Origin of the sequence: Actinomadura sp. NAK00032 (genome assembly GCF_013364275.1) — a bacterium.
Taxonomy (GTDB): Bacteria; Actinomycetota; Actinomycetes; order Streptosporangiales; family Streptosporangiaceae; genus Spirillospora.
The window spans coordinates 6,636,886-6,654,012 of sequence record NZ_CP054932.1 but is presented as its reverse complement, the minus strand read 5'-3'; the positions used below and the strand labels follow the sequence as shown (position 1 = coordinate 6,654,012).

The 17,127-nt window shown below is 73.4% G+C and carries 14 protein-coding genes, 1 other RNA gene and 1 pseudogene; 7 read left to right on the top strand and 9 right to left on the bottom strand.

Going from position 1 to position 17,127, the window contains the following annotated elements; genetic code table 11:
• The first annotated feature begins 5 nt into the window (after positions 1–5).
• The gene (locus tag HUT06_RS30375) at positions 6–743 is read left to right on the top strand and encodes a maleylpyruvate isomerase family mycothiol-dependent enzyme (RefSeq protein WP_176198835.1); all 738 of its coding nucleotides are present in this window, start codon (positions 6–8) and stop codon (positions 741–743) included.
• A gap of 27 nt (positions 744–770) precedes the next feature.
• Here HUT06_RS30375 and HUT06_RS30370 read toward each other — a convergent pair whose 3' ends face one another.
• The gene (locus HUT06_RS30370) at positions 771–1,424 is read right to left on the bottom strand and encodes a DUF1361 domain-containing protein (RefSeq protein ID WP_176198834.1); all 654 of its coding nucleotides are present in this window, start codon (positions 1,422–1,424) and stop codon (positions 771–773) included.
• A complete protein-coding gene (locus HUT06_RS30365) occupies positions 1,411–4,221 on the bottom strand; it encodes an ATP-binding protein (protein WP_176198833.1) in 2,811 nt (936 codons plus the stop codon). Before HUT06_RS30365 ends, HUT06_RS30370 begins: the two co-directional genes overlap by 14 nt.
• Positions 4,222–4,424: 203 nt before the next feature.
• Between HUT06_RS30365 and HUT06_RS30360 the strand changes: the two genes are divergently transcribed.
• A complete protein-coding gene (locus HUT06_RS30360; protein WP_176198832.1) occupies positions 4,425–6,569 on the top strand; it encodes a hypothetical protein in 2,145 nt (714 codons plus the stop codon).
• Here HUT06_RS30360 and HUT06_RS44090 read toward each other — a convergent pair whose 3' ends face one another.
• From HUT06_RS44090 to HUT06_RS30340, 5 genes and pseudogenes are all read right to left on the bottom strand, one after another.
• A complete protein-coding gene (locus tag HUT06_RS44090) occupies positions 6,570–7,328 on the bottom strand; it encodes a M48 family metalloprotease (protein WP_217711908.1) in 759 nt (252 codons plus the stop codon).
• A gap of 705 nt (positions 7,329–8,033) precedes the next feature.
• Positions 8,034–8,129 (bottom strand): annotated as a pseudogene (locus tag HUT06_RS45685) (DUF2510 domain-containing protein); the annotation flags it as partial.
• Between the two features lie 71 nt (positions 8,130–8,200).
• Positions 8,201–8,599: a hypothetical protein gene (locus HUT06_RS30350; RefSeq protein ID WP_089330424.1), complete on the bottom strand. Its 399-nt coding sequence runs from the start codon at positions 8,597–8,599 to the stop codon at positions 8,201–8,203.
• A gap of 49 nt (positions 8,600–8,648) precedes the next feature.
• On the bottom strand, positions 8,649–8,993 hold the full coding sequence (locus HUT06_RS30345; RefSeq protein WP_176198830.1) for a DUF6191 domain-containing protein: 345 nt from the start codon (positions 8,991–8,993) through the stop codon (positions 8,649–8,651).
• Positions 8,994–9,044: 51 nt separating this feature from the next.
• Positions 9,045–9,560, bottom strand: a complete 516-nt coding sequence (locus HUT06_RS30340; RefSeq protein ID WP_176198829.1) for a pyridoxamine 5'-phosphate oxidase family protein — start codon at positions 9,558–9,560, stop codon at positions 9,045–9,047.
• Between the two features lie 113 nt (positions 9,561–9,673).
• Between HUT06_RS30340 and HUT06_RS30335 the strand changes: the two genes are divergently transcribed.
• The 4 genes from HUT06_RS30335 to rnpB all read left to right on the top strand — a co-directional run bounded on the left by HUT06_RS30335 (position 9,674) and on the right by rnpB (position 12,853).
• On the top strand, positions 9,674–10,495 hold the full coding sequence (locus HUT06_RS30335; protein WP_176198828.1) for a Nif3-like dinuclear metal center hexameric protein: 822 nt from the start codon (positions 9,674–9,676) through the stop codon (positions 10,493–10,495).
• A complete protein-coding gene (locus HUT06_RS44080) occupies positions 10,492–11,235 on the top strand; it encodes a zinc ribbon domain-containing protein (RefSeq protein ID WP_217711524.1) in 744 nt (247 codons plus the stop codon). The genes HUT06_RS30335 and HUT06_RS44080 overlap by 4 nt, the downstream gene beginning before the upstream one ends.
• Positions 11,232–12,380, top strand: a complete 1,149-nt coding sequence (locus HUT06_RS30330; RefSeq protein ID WP_254715467.1) for a bifunctional RNase H/acid phosphatase — start codon at positions 11,232–11,234, stop codon at positions 12,378–12,380. The genes HUT06_RS44080 and HUT06_RS30330 overlap by 4 nt, the downstream gene beginning before the upstream one ends.
• 76 nt (positions 12,381–12,456) lie before the next feature.
• Positions 12,457–12,853: RNase P RNA component class A (rnpB, locus tag HUT06_RS30325), an RNA gene on the top strand.
• A gap of 7 nt (positions 12,854–12,860) precedes the next feature.
• Here rnpB and HUT06_RS30320 read toward each other — a convergent pair.
• Together HUT06_RS30320 and HUT06_RS30315 are read right to left on the bottom strand one after the other, a co-directional pair.
• Entirely contained in the window at positions 12,861–14,555 is a 1,695-nt protein-coding gene (locus HUT06_RS30320; RefSeq protein ID WP_176198826.1) for an exo-alpha-sialidase, read from the bottom strand.
• 85 nt (positions 14,556–14,640) lie between these two features.
• Positions 14,641–15,363: a FadR/GntR family transcriptional regulator gene (locus HUT06_RS30315; protein WP_176198825.1), complete on the bottom strand. Its 723-nt coding sequence runs from the start codon at positions 15,361–15,363 to the stop codon at positions 14,641–14,643.
• 150 nt (positions 15,364–15,513) lie between these two features.
• Between HUT06_RS30315 and HUT06_RS30310 the strand changes: the two genes are divergently transcribed.
• Positions 15,514–17,109 (top strand): ABC transporter substrate-binding protein, encoded by a 1,596-nt coding sequence (locus tag HUT06_RS30310; protein WP_176198824.1) that lies wholly within the window; start codon positions 15,514–15,516, stop codon positions 17,107–17,109.
• Positions 17,110–17,127: the final 18 nt, after the last annotated feature.

The window sequence follows — 17,127 nt, the reverse complement described above, 5'->3', positions numbered from 1 at the left end:
GCGGGATGGCGGACGTCTTCGATGACCTGACCGCGGAGTTCCGGCAGCTGGACGCGATGCTGGCGGCGCTGGCCCCCGAGCAGTGGGCCCGGCCGTCCGACGCCGAGGGCTGGACCGTCTCCGACGTCGTCCTGCACCTCGCGCAGACCAACGAAGTGATCAGCGACCCGTCGGCCGGGGAGGCCACCGCCTTCCTGTCGCCCGACGCCGCCAAGACCGTGGACGGCGTCGTCGCCGACATGGTCGCCGCCGAGCGCGGCACGGCGCCGGCCGACCTGCTGGCGCGCTGGCGCAAGGCGGCCTTCGCCGCCGCCGACTTCCTGCGCGCGCAGCCGCCGGGCACGCGGCTGTCCTGGGTGCGGACGCCGCTGTCCCCGCGCACGCTCGCCACGACGAGGATCGCCGAGCACTGGGCCCACGCCCAGGACATCGCCCTCCCGCTGGGCGTCCCCTACCCCGACACAGACCGGATCCGGCACATCGCATGGCTCGCCCACCGCACGCTGCCCTACGCCTTCTCCGTTGAAGGGCTCCCGGACGCGCCCGTCTTCTGCGACCTCAACGCGCCGGACGGGACGCACTGGACGTTCGGCGACCCGGCCGCGCCGTCCCGCATCACGGGTCCGGCCGCCGAGTTCTGCCGCGTCGGAGCCCGCCGCCTCACCCCGGAGCAGACCGCGCTGACCGCCGAGGGCCCGCACGCCGCCGACGCCCTCCGCGTCCTGCGCAACTACGCGGCCTGAGCCGCCGAGCCGGGAGTCGGGCAGGGGTCAGGACGTGCGCGTCGCCCGGAGCCGCCGGGCGCTCTTCAGCGTGGCGTCGAACGAGGCTTCGGCGATGGCCTTCGTCATGAAATGGCACATCCAGGTGACCAGGAAGACCGCCAGGATCAGGACCGGCGCCCACGTCCAGGTCAGCTGGACGACGATCCGCTCGATGGTGGCGTGCGGGTCCACGACCGGTTCCCAGCTGTTCAGCCGGGCCCAGCGGCCGAGGAAGACGCCGATCGCGCAGAGCGCGTGCGCGCCGACGGTGACGCGGCCGTTCCACGCGCCGAGGCCGAGCCGGGTGAGGTGGCGCGTCGCGGCGGACAGCGCCAGGTAGTACGCGAGGAATCCGGAGCCGACGAGCACCGCGTAGACGGGGAGGACGGCCGTGACGACCGGGCCGCCGCGGTCGGCGAGCAGCATGTCGTTGCGGAGATGCACCAGGTCGGTGACGACATAGGGGGCGTTCGGCAGGAACAGCACGAACAGCACGAGCCCCGCCCACCAGAACGGCGACCGGGACACGCGGTGGCCGCGGAAGAGCAGGAAGGCCAGGCCGACCGGGATCCAGGCCAGGAACGTGTTCCAGCCCATCCACCAGGCATCGCGGCGGAGGACGTCGATAAGGTTCGGCGCGACCTGCTCAAGGATCCCCATGGCTCCATGGTGCATGAGCGGCCTTCTCTTCGCCCGAGCTGAACGATCCGAGAATGCCGTCGGCGTTGCGCAGGGGTGCGGCGGCCTCGCGTAGACGGTCATCCCAATCGGCGTCCGTACGCACCGCTCCTACCGCGTTCTCAACGGTTTGACCCGTGCCCCAGAGCGCGAGGGCGCGCGCGTCCAGGTTGCGCTGGTCGCGGTCCCACCAGGCTGTGACGGCGTTGAGTTGGTCGGCGAGAGTGCCACCGGGAATGGTCCGCTTGTAGCGGGCCTCCCATTCGCTGCTAAGGCGGTGACGAGCGCCGCCAGGGTCCATCTTGTGCGCCTGCTGCAGTTCTTCTAGGACGAGGCACCACCGGTAAGGAGCCGCGAAGTAGACGGCTTCGTCTTCGGCGCACGCGCTGCCGTTGAGGGACGCCACCATATGGGCGGCCAGCGCGCCTGGCGCGGTACGGGACGCGACGGCGGCGTCCACCGCATGGGAGACGGCGCAGTCGGCGAGCCGCCGGGGCAGGCCGTCCAGCACCGACGGGTCGAGGCCCGGCGCGCCCCAGCCCGTCAGGTGCGCGGCGGCGGACAGCTCCGCCCACAGCACCAGTTCCGGACGCTCGGCCACGGCGCGCTGGGCGGTGCGCATGTCGCGCAGCGTGCAGGGGGAGTCGCGGCAGTCGGCTCCGCACGTCCCGCTCCGGGGCGTCACCAGGACGCCCGGCGACGCGAGCGGTACGGGCCTGTCCGGACGCTCCAGCCGGGAGCCGTCCGGGACGCGCACCAGGTGCGGGAAGTCCATGCCGTCGGTGAACACCGCGCCCTCGCCCGGTGTGAGCGTGACCAGGAACTGCGACTGCGCCTCGGTGATGTTCATGGTCGCGCCGACCGCGTCCCGGTCGTCCCGCGCGGGCAGCCGGTGCACGATCTTCACGGCGGTGTTCTTGAGGACGTCCGGGACGAGCTTGGACGGGATCTGCTCCGCCACGACGAGGCCCTCGCCGTAGGCGCGGATCTCCGCCAGCAGGCTCGCGAACGTCTCCACGGCGTGCGCCGCCGGGCCCGCCTGCTCGCTGCGCCGCAGCAGCCGGTGCGCCTCCTCGAACACCGTCAGGTGCCGCAGGCCCGCCGGACCGCCGCCGCCCTGCCGCAGCCGCAGGTGCTCCACCAGCCGGACCAGGACGGTGCCCATCAGGAACGCCTTGTCGCGGTCGTCGCCGACGTCCTCGATCTCGAAGACGACGTTGCGGGCGAGCAGCGCGTCGAAGTCGATCGGGTGGCCGCCCTCGAAGAACCGCCCGGTCGTGCCGAGCCGCAGGCTGGACAGCCGCACCCGGATGAACCCGCGCACGTTGTCGGTGATCTCCTGCCCGTAGCCGATGTCGGTGACGACCTGCTCGGCGACGGCCTGGAGGTCGGCGAGCGTCGGGTAGCGCGGCGACGTCCCCGGCACGGCGGGCTCGCCGAGCGCGAGGTCCCAGCCGAGCCGCTCGTAGCAGCGGGTCAGCGCCGCCGACAGGACCTGCGGGAACGGCTCGTCGGCCTCGAACGCGGCGAGGAACAGCGCCCGGACGAGGTCGGCGTGGGTCTGCAGCGGGAACGGCCGTCCGTCCGGGCCGAGGGCCGGTTCGAGCGGGTTGATCCCGGCCGCGATCGCCTCCGCGTCGCCCGGCCGGATCGCCACGACCTCCGCGCCCGTTCCCGCCGCGGCCAGCCGGGACGCCATCGCCCGGTACTCCGCCTTCGCCGGCTCGACCACCAGCCACGGCAGCCCCGCCGCCGACGCGGCGGTCAGCAGCGACCGGATCGTCTGCGACTTGCCGGAGCCCGTCGCGCCGCACACGAACGTGTGCCGGTTCAGGCTGGGCAGCGGCAGCGACAGCGGCCCGACCTCACGGCGGTCGCGGTCCAGGACCCGCCCCAGCGGGACGCCCTCGGCGGCGGACCCGTCCGCCGACTCGGGCGTCACGTCGAACTCCGGCCGCATCACGAACCGGACCCCGGCGACCTCCCGGACGGGCGGCCGCGCCAGCGCCGCCACCAACTGCGTGCTCGCCTCGAACGGCCCGTCCGCGCCCGGGACCAGCGCGTACGGCAGCCCGGTCAGGTCCGCCGACGCGCACACCAGCGCCGCCACCCGCGCGGCCGCCGCCGGCGTCGCCGCCCCGGCCGCCAGCCGCACCCGCCACAGCCCGGACGTCGCCGCCCGCCGCAGCTCGCGGTGCCGCCGCTCCATCCGGACGGCGGCGACCGACTCCTCCGGCGACAGCTCCGCCATCGACCGGGCGCGCTGCTGCCGGTCGGCGAGGTCGTCGGCGAGGCGCCCGGCCTCGGACGCGGCCACCGGTTCGGCCACCAGCAGCCAGGCGAACGGCTGCGTCCAGACCGAGAGCAGACCGTCCTCCAGGGACGGCCTGGCGGGCTCCTCGCGGGCCGGGTCGTCGGCGAGCAGGCCGTCGGCGATGCCGCCGATGCCGACCCAGTGCGGCATCGCGGCCGCGGCGGCGCCGCCCGGCAGCAGCACGCCGCGCCCGCCCGCGGGCAGGCTCAGCGTCGCCGCGCTGCCGTCCCGGTCGGCGATCAGCCCGGACCCGCCGACGAGCACCTCGGTGGGCCCGAACGCCGCCACCCGCCGCCAGCCGACCAGCACCGGCTCGCCGCCCGCGTGGTAGGCCGACACCAGTGCGGCGAGCCGCTGGTCACGCCACTCGTCCCGGCCGTCCGCCCGGTCCGGGCGCGGCACCTCCAGCAGCCTGCACACCGGCAGGCCGCGCACCGCGTCCCATATCTCCGCCGCCCCCGCCATGGGCAGTCAGGCTATTGAGCAAGAGTGTCGTTGTGAAGGCCGATTTGCTCCGGAGGGCCTGACAAGTTCCGTGTCAATCTGCTTGGGTTGTTCGCGCATCGCCGTGCTCGCCCTGCTCCCCGGGCCCACCGTGCCCACCGCGCTCGCCGCGGTCCGGAGGCGTGGCGGCCCGGCACCCGAGAGCAGAGCGGGGGTTCGGCGTCGTGAGGGGTGAACCGGTCGATCACGGGGGGCCGCTGTCGCGCCGCGAGCGGCTGTTCACCCCCGACCCCCGCATCGGATGGGTGTTCCGGGACCGCTGGTGGTTCCTCACCCCGTTCCCGGACGCGCCGCCGCGGCAGCAGGCGCTGCCGGACTACCTGGCCCGCCGCGTCGCCCAGACCGAGGCCGCCGCCCGGCACCGGGTGAGCCGGACGCTCCCGGTCAGCGCCGCCATAGCGGGCGTTCTGGTGCTGTTCGCCGCCATCGCCGCCGGTCTGTCCACGAGCTTCACTGTTGCCCTGCTACTGCTCGCCGTCATCGCGGTGACCCCCGGCGTGGTGCTGACGCGGTGGGCCGTCCAACAACGGGACGGCGCGCGCAAGGCCTACGAACTGGCGCAGAAGCAGATCACCGGCGGCTACCACGAGCAGGCGCGGCACTGGCAGGCGCGTAAGCAGGCCCACGAAGCCGCAGAGCGCGCGCGGCTCGACGAACTGCCCGAGTGGGGCGCCGCCCCGCGCCCCGGCCGCCGCCTGGACGTCTTCGGCGGGACGCTGTGGGCGTGGGAGGCGCTGCTCACCACCTATGGGACGTCCACCCTCGCCGTCCAGCCGCTGCTGGTGCTCGACCTGTCCCGGGAGGTCGTCAGCCGCGAACTGGCCGAACTGTCCCGGGCCGCCTGGATGGGGGTGGACGAGCAGCTGCTGCCCAGCCGCCAAGCCTCCTCCACCCTGCTCGGCGACATGTCGCCGCAGGAACTCGTCGACGCGATCGTGGAGTCCATGCACGGCGGCGGTCCCGACGCCGCCCGCGCCGAACGCAGCATGGACGACCGCATCCTCACCAAGGTGTGCGGCGCCCTCGGCGGCGACATCACCCTCGCCCGGATCGCCGCGGCCCTCCGCGTCCTGATGGGCGAGCCCGACGACGGTGACGCCCTGACCCGCGACGAGCGGCGGCGCATCGGCACCGAGCTGTTCACCGTGGAGTACCGCCGCCAGGCCCACGCGAACCTGTCGCGGATCGAGTCGTACGTCCACCCCCTGGAGGACCTCGGCACGGAGCCGTCCACCGCGGGCCCGGGCTACCTGACCTGCATCGCGCTCGACAGCCAGGCCCGCAACGTCCGGTCCGAGCTGCTCACCGACCTGATCGTCCAGTGGGTCACGCACCGGATCACCGCGTCCTGGGAGGCGACGCCCGCCCTCGTGGTCGCCGGCGCGGACGAGCTGGCCCGCCGCCATGTGGAGCGGCTCTCGGACGCCTGCGAGCGGCGCGGCGTCCCGCTGACCCTGCTGTTCCGGCGGCTGCGCGAGACGTCCGCCGAGCTGATCGGCGGCGGCGCCGTCGCGTTCATGCGCCTCGGCAACCACGAGGACGCCGCGCGCGCCGCCGACTTCATCGGCCGCGACCACAGGTTCGTCCTGTCGCAGATCACGAAGAACGTCGGCGGGAACGAGTCGCACACCTCCACCGACACCCGCGGCGAGGGCGACTCGGAGACCCGCAGCACCAGCAGCACGACCGGCTCGTCCCGCAACTGGGGGACGTCCAGCTCCGCCGGCGTCACCCACTCGGGCGGCGAGATGTTCGGGCTGTTCCCCGACCGCTCCACCTCCAGCCAGCGCGGCCGGAACCGGGGCGGCGCCACCAGCCGCAGCGACACCGAGGGCACCGCCGTCGCCACCACGCGCAACTGGTCGGCCGCCTCGTCCTATGCCGAGGGCACCAACTGGAGCGACGCGGACACCAGCCAGCGCGTCTACGAGTACGTCGTCGAGCCCGTCACCCTCCAGCACCTCCCGGACCACGCGCTGCTGCTCGTCCAATCGGCGCCCGGCGGCGGACGCACGGTCACCCCCGTCGAGTGCGACCCGGCGATCATCACGCTGGACCGCGTCACCACCGGCCCCCTCCCGGACCCGCCCGCCCCGCGCGCCATCCCCGCCCCCACCGCCCTGACAAGGCAGCCCCCGCAGTGGGCCGCCCCGCCCCCGCAATGGGCGACACCCCCGACACCCCCACCCCCACGCGCACCCCTACCACCAGACCCCGGCCCGCCCCCGCGCTCGGGGCCCCCGCGCAACCCCGGCGCGCCGCCGGGCCGCGACCAGGGACCGCCACCCCTCTTCGGCGGCCGGGCCTGATCACCCGAGCCGCCGCCGCAACCCCTGCGCCCGCCGGACGAGGGGGAGCGGCAACGCATCCGCGGCCTTCTCGATGCGCTCCTCCACCACCGCGACCAGCTCGGTACCGAACCCGAGCCGCACCGCCGCCGCGTCCGCCCGTGCCTCCCCGCGCGCGTCCAGGACCCGCGCGCCCAACGCCGCCGCATGAGCGACGCCTGCCGGCAGGGCCACCACCACCGTGACCGCGGTGGCCAGCACCCCCAGCACGAGCACCGGCACGAAACCGATCGGCCGATGCCACTTCACGGCCCGCTTCCACATGGGCGCGACCGGCGCCCACACCTTGCGCAGCATCCACAGCAGCGCCCGGCTCGGCATCGTGACCTGCGCGTGCACGAACGCCGGAACCGCCCGCCACCCCATCAGATGCCCCAGCTCATGCGCGAGGACGGCCTCCAGCCGCCCCGGCGGCAGCGAACGCGCCGACGCCGACGTCACCGCCACCGTCCGGCCGAACGGCACGCAGGCGTTCAGCTCGTCCGACTCGACGACCACCACCCGGTACCCGCCCACCCCGGCCCGCCGCTGGACGTCCCGCCACGCCTGCTCCACCCGCTCGTCCCGGCGCGGCTCCCGGTACCCGTACACGCGTCCCGCCCCGAGCGGCGCCAGCAGCACCAGCCCCCACACGGCGACGACCACGACCACCCCCCAGACCGGCCACACCGACTGCACCCCGAACGCGACCCCCGCGACGAGAACACCCTCAGCCGCCACGACCGCCGCAACCGGGACCCCGCCCCGCCCGGCCGACTCCCGTCCAGGCGGCAGATAACGCCCCGTCTCGGGAACGTGCCATCCCCGCCCGGCACCCGCCACCCCGGTGCCCTCAGTACCGACCACCCCATCCGACACCCCCCGCCCCTCACGGGCAGGTGCCGGCACAGCCGCTCCCGCCGGCGCCTGCTCACCCCGGTAAAGCGCGCCAGGCGGCCCCGCAATAACCGGCGGCGGCCCGCTGTACTGATACCCGCGCCCGGCAGACTGCGCCCCCGCCGCAGCTTGCTCGTCCTGGTAAGGCGGCGGTGCGCCAACGGGTCCGGCGGTGGAAGGCGGCCCACTGTGGTGCGTGTGAGCGGTGGGAGGTGCTTCCGCCGGGGGCTGTGCACCCCGTTGCGGTGGGGCGGGTGGTTTCGGTGTGGGGGAGCGCTGCGGCGCTGTTGAAGTGCCGTCCAGCGGCGGGTTGGTGCTTGTTGAGGTCGGCCCAGCGTCCCGGGACGCGGGAGGCTGTGCGGGTGCCAGGGGGCGTGCAGGGGGCGTGGCCTGTTGCGGCGTGCGGGGTTCCGGTGGCCTCGATGCGGGTGTGGACGGTGGTGCGGCTGCGGTGGGTTGTGGCGGGTCAGGTGCCTCAGCGGCGGTGGGCGTGGGAGGCGTGTGGGGTTCGGGGGTGGGGGGTGCCTGGCGGTGGCGGGTGCGGGGTTTGTAGGGGCGTGACTGGGGGGTCCAGGTTTGTCCGTCCCAGTAGCGTTCGCGGCCCATCCACTCTGGATCTGGGTACCACCCAGGTGGTGTGCTCACCGGAAACCCGCCTCCCCGTCAGGAACAGAGCAAAGGCTTGCGCACCCCGCGACAGGGAGTCAACGGGATCGTCACAGCTTGGGGGTGAAGGGGCGGCGGTGGGCCGGGTCGTCGGGGTCGGCGAGGCCGCGCAGGGCCGTCTCGACGAGTTCCACGGCGCGCAGGACGGCGACGAGGCGGGCGCCCTCGCGGCGGTAGGCCTCCAGGACGGACTCGACGCCGTGCGGCGGGACGAGGTCGCCGAGGTCGACGCGGGCGGTGCGGAAGCCCTCGCGGGCCGCCTCGACGGACGCGGCCACGTGCTGGCGGGCCATCCGGGCGAGGGTGATCGGGTAGCGGCGCAGGACGCCGTAGCGGCGGTACTCGGGCGGGACGAGCTCGAGCAGCCAGCCGAGGGCGGTGTCCTCGAAGCGGTCGGTGCCCGGTGGATGCACCTGCGAGGGCCAGCCGGGCGGGACGTAGGTGCTCACGAGGGCAGGATAACGTGTATTCGAACCTATGTTCGAGAGGATTCGGGCACTATTCGTGCGGCGGGGTGCGCCGGATCCGGATCTTGCCCGAGTCCAGGTCGTCGCGCGTGCTGCCGTCCCCGGCCTGCTCGTGGTCGTCCTGACGCAGCACCTTCTGCCGCTGCTGCTCCTCGACCTTGACCTTCTTGGAGCCCTCGAACGCGGACGCGAGGTCCTCGAACAGGCCGCCGCCGGAGCTCGCGCCGGTCTCGCCGTCGCCGCGGATGGCCCCCATCAGGGACGACTTGCCCGTCCCCTCGCGGGGCCACTCCACGGTCTCCGGTTCGGCCGCCTCCGGGCGGTTGCCCATCGGACGGCCCTTGACGCGCTTGCGGCGCCGAAAGGGTGACTTCACACAGTCTCCAACGCGATGAGTCTCCAGATTGATCCCAGCGGACGTTCAGGTTCAGAACGACCACCGGGTGGGAGACCCGGTGAAATCTCCCTGGCGGAGCCCGAACACCGATTGTGGGCGCACCGCGACGGTGGCGTTCACCTCGGGGTCCAGGAAATCGACACGATAGCGGGTCGCGTACTTGGAGTTGACCAGGTCGATGAACCGCTGGAGGTCCTTCTGCTCGGTGAGGATCTCGGCCCGCCCCTCGATGACGACGGGGTTCTCGGCCTCCTCGGTGGTCACCACGACCTGCGGGTTCGCCCGCAGGTTCACCATCTTGCGGGACGGGACGGCGCTGCTGAACAGCAGGGCATCACCCGACCAGGCACCCCATACGGGCATGGCGTGCGGGCGTCCGTCCGGCCGGACCGTGCACACCCAGAAGTTGCGCGCGGCGCGCAGCCGCTCCACGGCCCACGACCACGGCAGCAGACCGCTTCCCTCGTCCGGCCCCTGGATGCCGTAGCCGGGCATGTACGGGCGTTCGGCAGTGGGCTCCGGTTCCGCGGCGCCGGCAGCCGACATGGCGTTCTCCCTTCCATCGTGCACTGTCCCGTCCATATCGTTACAGACCGCGCCACCCCGCGGTGACGCTCGGTGGCTCGTTGGGAGCGGCTCGGCGCGGTAGCCTGCGGGACGTGCGCCTATCCCATGTCATCACGGTTCTGGAGGAGCTTTACCCGCCCGCGTGGGCGGAGTCCTGGGACGCCGTCGGGCTGGTCTGCGGAGACCCCGATCAGGAGGTCGGCCGGGTCCTGTTCGCCGTCGACCCCGTCGCCGCCGTGATCGACGAGGCGCTGGAGTGGGACGCCGACCTGGTGGTCACGCACCATCCGCTGCTGCTGCGCGGCGTGCACTCGGTCGCCGCCACCACCCCCAAGGGCCGGCTGATCCACCGGATGATCACCAGCGGGCTGGCGCTGCACACCGCGCACACCAACGCCGACCGGGCCGATCCCGGCGTCTCGGACGCGCTGGCGCGGGCCGTCGGCCTGACCGGCGCGCTGCGCCCGATGGTCCCCGCCGACGACGACCCGCGCCGCGGCCTCGGCCGGATCGGGGAGCTGGCCGAGCCCCTCACGCTGCGGGAGTTCACCCGGCGGGCCGCCGTCGGCCTGCCGTCCACCGCCTGGGGCGTCCGCGCGGCGGGCGACCCGGACGCGGTCGTGCGCACCGTCGCCGTCTGCGGCGGCTCCGGCGACTCCCTCCTCGGCACCGCGCGCGCCGCTGGTGTCGACGCCTACCTCACCGCCGACCTGCGGCACCACCCCGCGTCGGAGTTCGCCGAGCACGGCGGCCCCGCCCTGGTGGACGCCGCGCACTGGGCGACCGAATGGCCGTGGCTGGCCGACGCCGAACGCCGGCTCGCCGCGGCCACCCCCGAAGCGGGCAAGTTGGAGACCAGGGTGTCCACGCTCGTCACCGACGCGTGGCGCCTTCACGAAGAAGGAGCACTGTGAAAGCCGCACCGCAAGCCCAGCTTCGACTGCTCGACCTGCAGGAGCTCGACAGCTCGCTGGACCGGCTGGCGCACCGCCGCCGGACGCTGCCCGAGCTGGCGGACATCGAGCGGCTGGAGGGGCGACTCACCGAGCTGCGCGACGCGATCGTCGCGGCCGAGACCGAGGTCGGCGACCTGCAGCGCGAGCAGCGGAAGGCCGAGCAGGACGTCGACCAGGTCCGCACCCGCGCCGACCGCGACCAGAAGCGGCTCGACTCCGGCCAGGTGACGTCCGCGAAGGACCTCAGCAGCCTGCAGGCGGAGATCGAGTCGCTGCAGCGCCGCCAGTCCGACCTGGAGGAGGTCGTGCTGGAGATCATGGAGCGGACGGAGGAGGCCGAGGGGCGCGTCGCAGCGCTGCGCGCCGACCAGTCCGCCGCGCAGGAGGAGCTGGCCGGGCTCACCGAGCGCCGCGACGGCGCGCAGCGGGAGATCGACGAGGAGTCGGGGACCACCAGCACCGCGCGTACCGCCGTCGCCAAGGACGTCCCGGACGACCTGCTCGGCCTCTACGAGAAGCTGCGCGGCCAGTTCGGCGGCGTGGGCGCGGCCAAGCTGTTCCGCGGCGCGTGCCAGGGCTGCCACCTGGCGCTGAACACCGTCGATCTGAACAACATCAGGGCCGCGGCGGAGGACGAGGTCGTCCGCTGCGAGGAGTGCCGCCGCATCCTGATCCGCACGCCCGAGTCGGGCCTGTGAGCGCAGTTGCCGGGGGGCGTGGGGGGTCGTCCCCCCACAGGGGCGCGAGCGCTCGCAAGCTGATCGTCGAGGCGGACGGGGGCTCGCGCGGCAACCCGGGGCCCGCCGGGTACGGGGCCCTCGTCCGGGACGCGCTGACCGGCGAGGTCCTCGCCGAGGTGGCGGAGTCGATCGGGCACGCCACCAACAACGTCGCCGAGTACCGGGGCCTGATCGCCGGGCTGGCGGCGGCGGGGGACCTCGACCCGTCCGCCCGCGTCGAGGTCCGGATGGACTCCAAGCTCGTGGTGGAGCAGATGTCCGGCCGCTGGAAGATCAAGCACCCGGACATGATCCCGCTGGCGCTGCGCGCGAAGGAGTTGGCCGCGGGGCTCGGCTCGGTGTCCTACGGCTGGATCCCGCGCAACCGGAACGCGCACGCCGACCGGCTGGCGAACGAGGCCATGGACGCCGCCGCCCGCGGCGAGCACTGGACCCGCAAGGTCGAGGAGTCGCCGGGGGAGCCGGAGCCGCCGCCCCGCCCGCCCTCGTCCGCCCCGATGACCACGGTCCTGCTGCGCCACGGCGAGACGCCGCTGTCGGTCGAGAAGCGCTTCGCGGGGATCGGCGACGTGCCGCTCACCCCGAACGGCCTCGCGCAGGCCCGCGCCGCCGCGCTCGCGCTGAAGGACCGCGGGCTCGACGCGATCGTCACCTCGCCCCTGGCCCGCTGCCGCGACACGGCCGCCGAGGCCGCCGCCGTCACCGGGCTGGACGTCCGCGTCGAGGACGGCTTCCGGGAGACCGACTTCGGCGAGTGGGAGGGCCTCACGTTCGCCGAGGCGGGCAAGGGGTGGCCCGCCGAGATGAGGGCGTGGCTGGCCGACCCCGAAGCGGCGCCGCCGGGCGGGGAGAGCTTCGCCCAGGTGTCCCGCCGCGTCCGGACCGCCCTGGACAAGCTCAAGGTCCGCTACCGCGAGCAGACCGTCCTGGTGGTCTCGCACGTCACGCCCATCAAGCTCCTGGTGAAGGACGCCCTGGGCGCGCCCATGTCGTCCCTCTACCGGATGCACCTGGACGTGGCGGCGCTGTCGTCCATCGACTGGTACGCCGACGGCCCCGCGACACTGCGCACGTACAACGACGTGCACCACCTCCCCTCCTGACCCACGGGCGCGGTGACCACCAAGAGCCGGGGAGCAGGGGGCCCGCCCGACCCGCTAACCTCTTACGTACGGCGGACGAGCCGGCCGGGCGGCCGCGTCGGGGAGCGATCCCCGTCGAGGAAAGTCCGGGCTCCACAGGGCAGGGTGGTCGGTAACGCCGACCCGGGGTGACCCGCGGGACAGTGCCACAGAAAGCAAACCGCCACCGGTCCGCCGGTGGTAAGGGTGAAACGGTGAGGTAAGAGCTCACCAGCGCCCACGGTGACGTGGGCGGCTCGGTAAACCCCACCCGGAGCAAGGTCAAGAAGGGGCCCCGCAAGAGGCCCCGCGCAGGTGCCCGAGGGCGGCCCGCCCGAGCCTGCGGGTAGACCGCTGGAGGCCGTCGGCAACGGCGGCCCGAGATGGATGGCCGTCACCCGCCGCCCCGCGAGGGACGGCGGGCACAGAACCCGGCTTACAGGCCGACTCGTCCGCCCCTGCTCAGGATTCGAGCCAGGGGAGGGTGGTGCGGGTGAAGATTATGCCGCCCGTGTCGCCTATCTCGTAGAGGGTGCCTATCGAGCCGTCCGCCAGGACGGCCATGGTGGAGTAGCCGGCGGCGCCGGGCTTGATGAGGGCCTGGTGGGGCCAGGTCGCGCTGTCGTCGCGGCTGACGCGGACGGTGAGGTCGGTGCGGGACGTGGCGGCGTTGTTGCTGTGCAGCGCCGTGGTCGTCAGGGACGGGTTGCCCGGAGTCGGGCGCAGGTAGGAGATCTCGTCGCCGTTGCAGCCCGGGTCGATGAGGCCGCTGTTCCAGGACGTCCCGAAGGGCGAGGTGACGTCGGGGGCGGTGGCGTACCAGCGGTCGCCGCCGCCGTTGGAGCGCATGTTCTGGGCGACGCGGCCGGTGCCGCGCTGGATCGCCTTGCTCTCGTTGACGCCGGTGCCGGCAGTCGTGCCGTTGTGCCAGGTGGCGCCGTGGTCGTCGGAGTAGATGTTGGACGCGTGGTCGCCGGAGGCGTCGCGGTAGACGATCGGCTGGACGAGGCGTCCCGAGGCGAGTTGGATGCCGTGGCCCGAGGAGGCGAACATGCCCGCCCAGGTCGGCTTGCGGACGTGCGGGTTGAGGTCGACCGGGGCGCTCCAGGTGGCGCCGTCGTCGGTCGAGGTGACGTAGCGGATGTGGGTGTTGGTGGTGGAGGTCGCGGAGGTGTCGCCGGCGGTGGAGCCCCAGTAGCCGACGCCCGGTTTGGGGGCGTAGGTGAAGAAGCAGAAGATCGTGCCGGTGGCGCGGTCGACGAGGAGGCTCGGGTCGCCGTAGCCCTCGGAGGCGGTGGGGGCCTTGGCGATGATCTTCGGGTGGGTGAAGGTGGCGCCGCCGTCGGTGCTGCGGGTCATCGCGATCTGGATGTTGTTGGTGCCGCCGCCGAGGTCGTAGCTGCCGTCCACGCGGGCGTCCATCGTGGCGATCACCGTGCCGTTGTTGGAGACGGCGAGGGCCGGGATGCGGACCGATTTGGCGGCCTTGCCCAGGCCGTCGATGACCGTGGACGTGGTCAGGACGGTCTGCGCGTTCATCCCCGGCCTGCCGGAGCCGACGCCGCAGCCGGACGTGCCCGAGACCGTGTCGCTCCAGGAGCCGGAGGTGACGTTGAAGGTGTACGGGGTGCCGTCCGGGACCGTCCAGTAGAGGCCGTCGTGGCCGGAGCCGGCGGGGACGGTGACGGTCCAGGGGGAGTAGGGGCGGCCCGGCCAGGCGACGGTGAAGGTGCGGGACGCGGGGGAGTCGTTGGCCAGGATGAGGCGCAGCCGGTGCGGGCTGCCGCAGTCCATGGCGGCGCGGACGCTGAGCGCGTCGGAGCAGTCGAGCGTGCCGCTGTCGGTCTGGTCGAAGCCCTGAGGGGTCGTGGTGCGGAACGTGTAGGCGGTGCCGGACGGCCGGGTGAAGTGGAAGTGGGCGCTGTCGCCGGCGGCGACCTGGGCGGTCCAGGTGCCGACGCCGGGCCAGGTCAGGGTGAAGGTGGTGGCGGCGGAGGTCCGGTTGACGACGGTCTCCTGGATGCGGCCGGACGTGCAGTCGGTCGTCACGGCGGCGGACTGGGCGACGGCGGCGTGCGCGGACGGGACGGCGGCGGCGGACGCGAGGACGGTGAGCGCGGCGGTCAGGCCCGCGGCGAAGCGGGGGGACGGGGGCATGGCCTCAACCCTCTCAGTAGGACATGGGATGTAGGATGTCCTTCACGACGGGAAGCTAGACCGGGGCGCCGGGGGCGTCAACCCCTCAGTTCGCCTGCTCCAGCCGGTCGCGGATGCCGCGGAAGTGGGCCGCCATCGCCGTCGCGGCGGCCGCCTTGTCGCCGGCGCGCAGCGCCTCGAAGATGTCGCGGTGCCGCTGCGCGACGTCGGCGGCCTCCTGCTCGACGGGGGCCAGGTCGTGCTGGAGCGTGCGGTACACGTCCCAGAACGCGCCGAGGAGCTGGTTGACGATCGGGTTGGCGAGCGGCCGGTAGAGCAGCTCGTGGAAGCGGCGGTCGGTCTCGGGGGTGACGAAGCCCGCCGCGGCCTCCTCGCCCATCCGGCGCATGGTCTCGTCGAGCTCGGGGTCGCCGGCGGTGAGGCCGCGGTCGATGACCTGCTCGACGAGGCCGCGTTCGAGCACCTCGCGGACGTCCACCAGGTGCGCGAGGTCGTCGCGGCCCTGCCGCTTGGACATGCGGGCGTGGAAGGTCAGCTCGTCGACCAGCGCGCCGAGCGACATGGTGCCCACGTACATGCCGAAGCCGTGCCTGATCTCGACGATGCCGACGGCCTGCAGCGCCTTGAGCGCCTCGCGCAGCGAGTTGCGGCTGACGTCCAGCTCGTCCACCAGCTCGAACTCGGTGGGCATCGGGTCGCCCACCGCGAGGCCGCGCTCCAGGATCAGCTGCTTGATCCGCTGCTGCACCTCCTCGGTCCGGCTGCTGCGGCCGCGCGTGGCGCGGCCCCGGGCCCGAGCTGCGGTCATCGGCTCCCCCAATCGTCCGCGGTCCGGCACTTGACCTCGCCGGTGCCGACGCCTACCGTACACCGACGAACGACGTTGGATGTCCTACCTCCCCCGCGACCTGCGCGGGAGCTAGTCTGCACCCCCACCCCTCCCCTCTCAGGAGACGACGTGACCGATCTCCAGCCAGGCCGCGGCCTGCACCGCCGCGACTTCCTGCGCTACACCGGACTGCTCGGCGCGGCGGCGACGATCAGCGCCGGCCTGGCCGCGTGCGGCGGCCCCTCGTCCACCGGGTCCGGCGGATCCGGCGGGTCCAAGGACACCATCCAGGCCGCGCTGGCCTACGCGCTGTCGGGCGGCTTCGACCCGATGACGGCCTCCAGCGCCGTCGCCGTGGCCGCGAACCTCCACGTCCTGGAGTCGCTGGTCGACCTCGACCCGATCACCCGCAAGCCCTACAACGCGCTCGCCAAGGCCGATCCCGAGAAGGTGGACGACACCACCTACCGGGTCGCGCTGCGCGACGGCGCGAAGTTCCACGACGGTTCCGCGGTCACCGCCGACGACGTCGTGTTCAGCTTCGAGCGCGTCCTGGACGAGAAGAACGCGTCGCTGTTCATCCAGTTCCTCCCGTTCCTGGACGGGGTGAAGAAGGTCGACGCGAGCACCGTCGAGTTCAAGCTCAAGTACGCGTTCGCGCTGTTCGCCGAGCGGCTGTCGGTCGTCAAGGTCGTGCCGAAGAAGCTCGTCGAGGCCGACCAGAAGAAGTTCGACTCGCTGCCGGTCGGGTCGGGCCCGTACAAGCTGGCCTCGGCGAGCGCCACCGACGGCCTGACGTTCGCCAAGTCCGACGGCTACAACGGCCCGCGCCCGGCGAAGGTCCAGAAGATGACCTGGCTGCTGCTGGCCGAGCCGTCCACCCGCGTCACCGCGCTCCAGTCGGGCCGCGTCCAGGCGATCGAGGCCGTCCCGTACCTGAACGCCGAGGCGCTGGGCAAGGCCAAGGCCGTCCAGTCGGTGCAGAGCTTCGGCCTGCTGTTCCTGATGTTCAACTGCAAGCAGAAGCCGTTCGACGACGTGCGGGTCCGGCAGGCGCTGCACTACGCGCTCGACACCGACAAGCTGATCAAGACGGCGCTGCTCGGCAACGCCGCCGCCGCGACCAGCTTCCTGCCCGTCGGCCACCCCGACTACGCCAAGGCGTCCACCGTCTACGGGTACGACCCGGCCAAGGCCAAGAAGCTGCTGTCGGAGGCCGGCGTCAGCGGCCTGAAGGTCGAACTGGTCACCACCGACACCGACTTCGTCAAGGACTGCGCGCCGCTGATCAAGCAGAGCTGGGACGCGGTCGGCGTCTCCACCACGCTCAACGTGGGCCAGTCCGGCGGGCAGTACTCCAACCGCATCGACACCGGCAAGTACCAGGTCATGGCGGCGCCCGGCGACCCGTCGGTGTTCGGCAACGACTGCGACCTGCTGATGCGCTGGTTCTACGTCGGCACGTGGCCCGAGCACCGCAGCTACAACGCCGGCACGGCCGAGGCCAAGAAGGTCGTGAGCCTGCTGGACGAGGCGGCGCGCGAGGCCGACGAGGCCGCCCGCCGCGGGCTGTGGAAGCAGGCCATCGACATCGTCGCCGAGCAGGCCGCGCTGTACCCGATCTTCCACCGCAAGCTCGTCACCGGCTGGGACCGCGAGGGGCTGCCCGGGTTCCGGCCCATGGCGACCACGGGACTGTCGTTCCTGGACGTCGGACGCGCCTGACCCCCGGCGCCCGACCTC

What these genes read in the sequence shown, in the direction of transcription:
- HUT06_RS30340 (WP_176198829.1), bottom strand. Translation starts at nt 9,560, where the DNA reads ATGTCGGCTGCCGGCGCCGCGGAACCGGAGCCCACTGCCGAACGCCCG.
- HUT06_RS30315 (WP_176198825.1), bottom strand. Translation starts at nt 15,363, where the DNA reads ATGACCGCAGCTCGGGCCCGGGGCCGCGCCACGCGCGGCCGCAGCAGC.
- HUT06_RS30370 (WP_176198834.1), bottom strand. Translation starts at nt 1,424, where the DNA reads ATGGGGATCCTTGAGCAGGTCGCGCCGAACCTTATCGACGTCCTCCGC.
- HUT06_RS30320 (WP_176198826.1), bottom strand. Translation starts at nt 14,555, where the DNA reads ATGCCCCCGTCCCCCCGCTTCGCCGCGGGCCTGACCGCCGCGCTCACC.
- HUT06_RS30375 (WP_176198835.1), top strand. Translation starts at nt 6, where the DNA reads ATGGCGGACGTCTTCGATGACCTGACCGCGGAGTTCCGGCAGCTGGAC.
- HUT06_RS30365 (WP_176198833.1), bottom strand. Translation starts at nt 4,221, where the DNA reads ATGGCGGGGGCGGCGGAGATATGGGACGCGGTGCGCGGCCTGCCGGTG.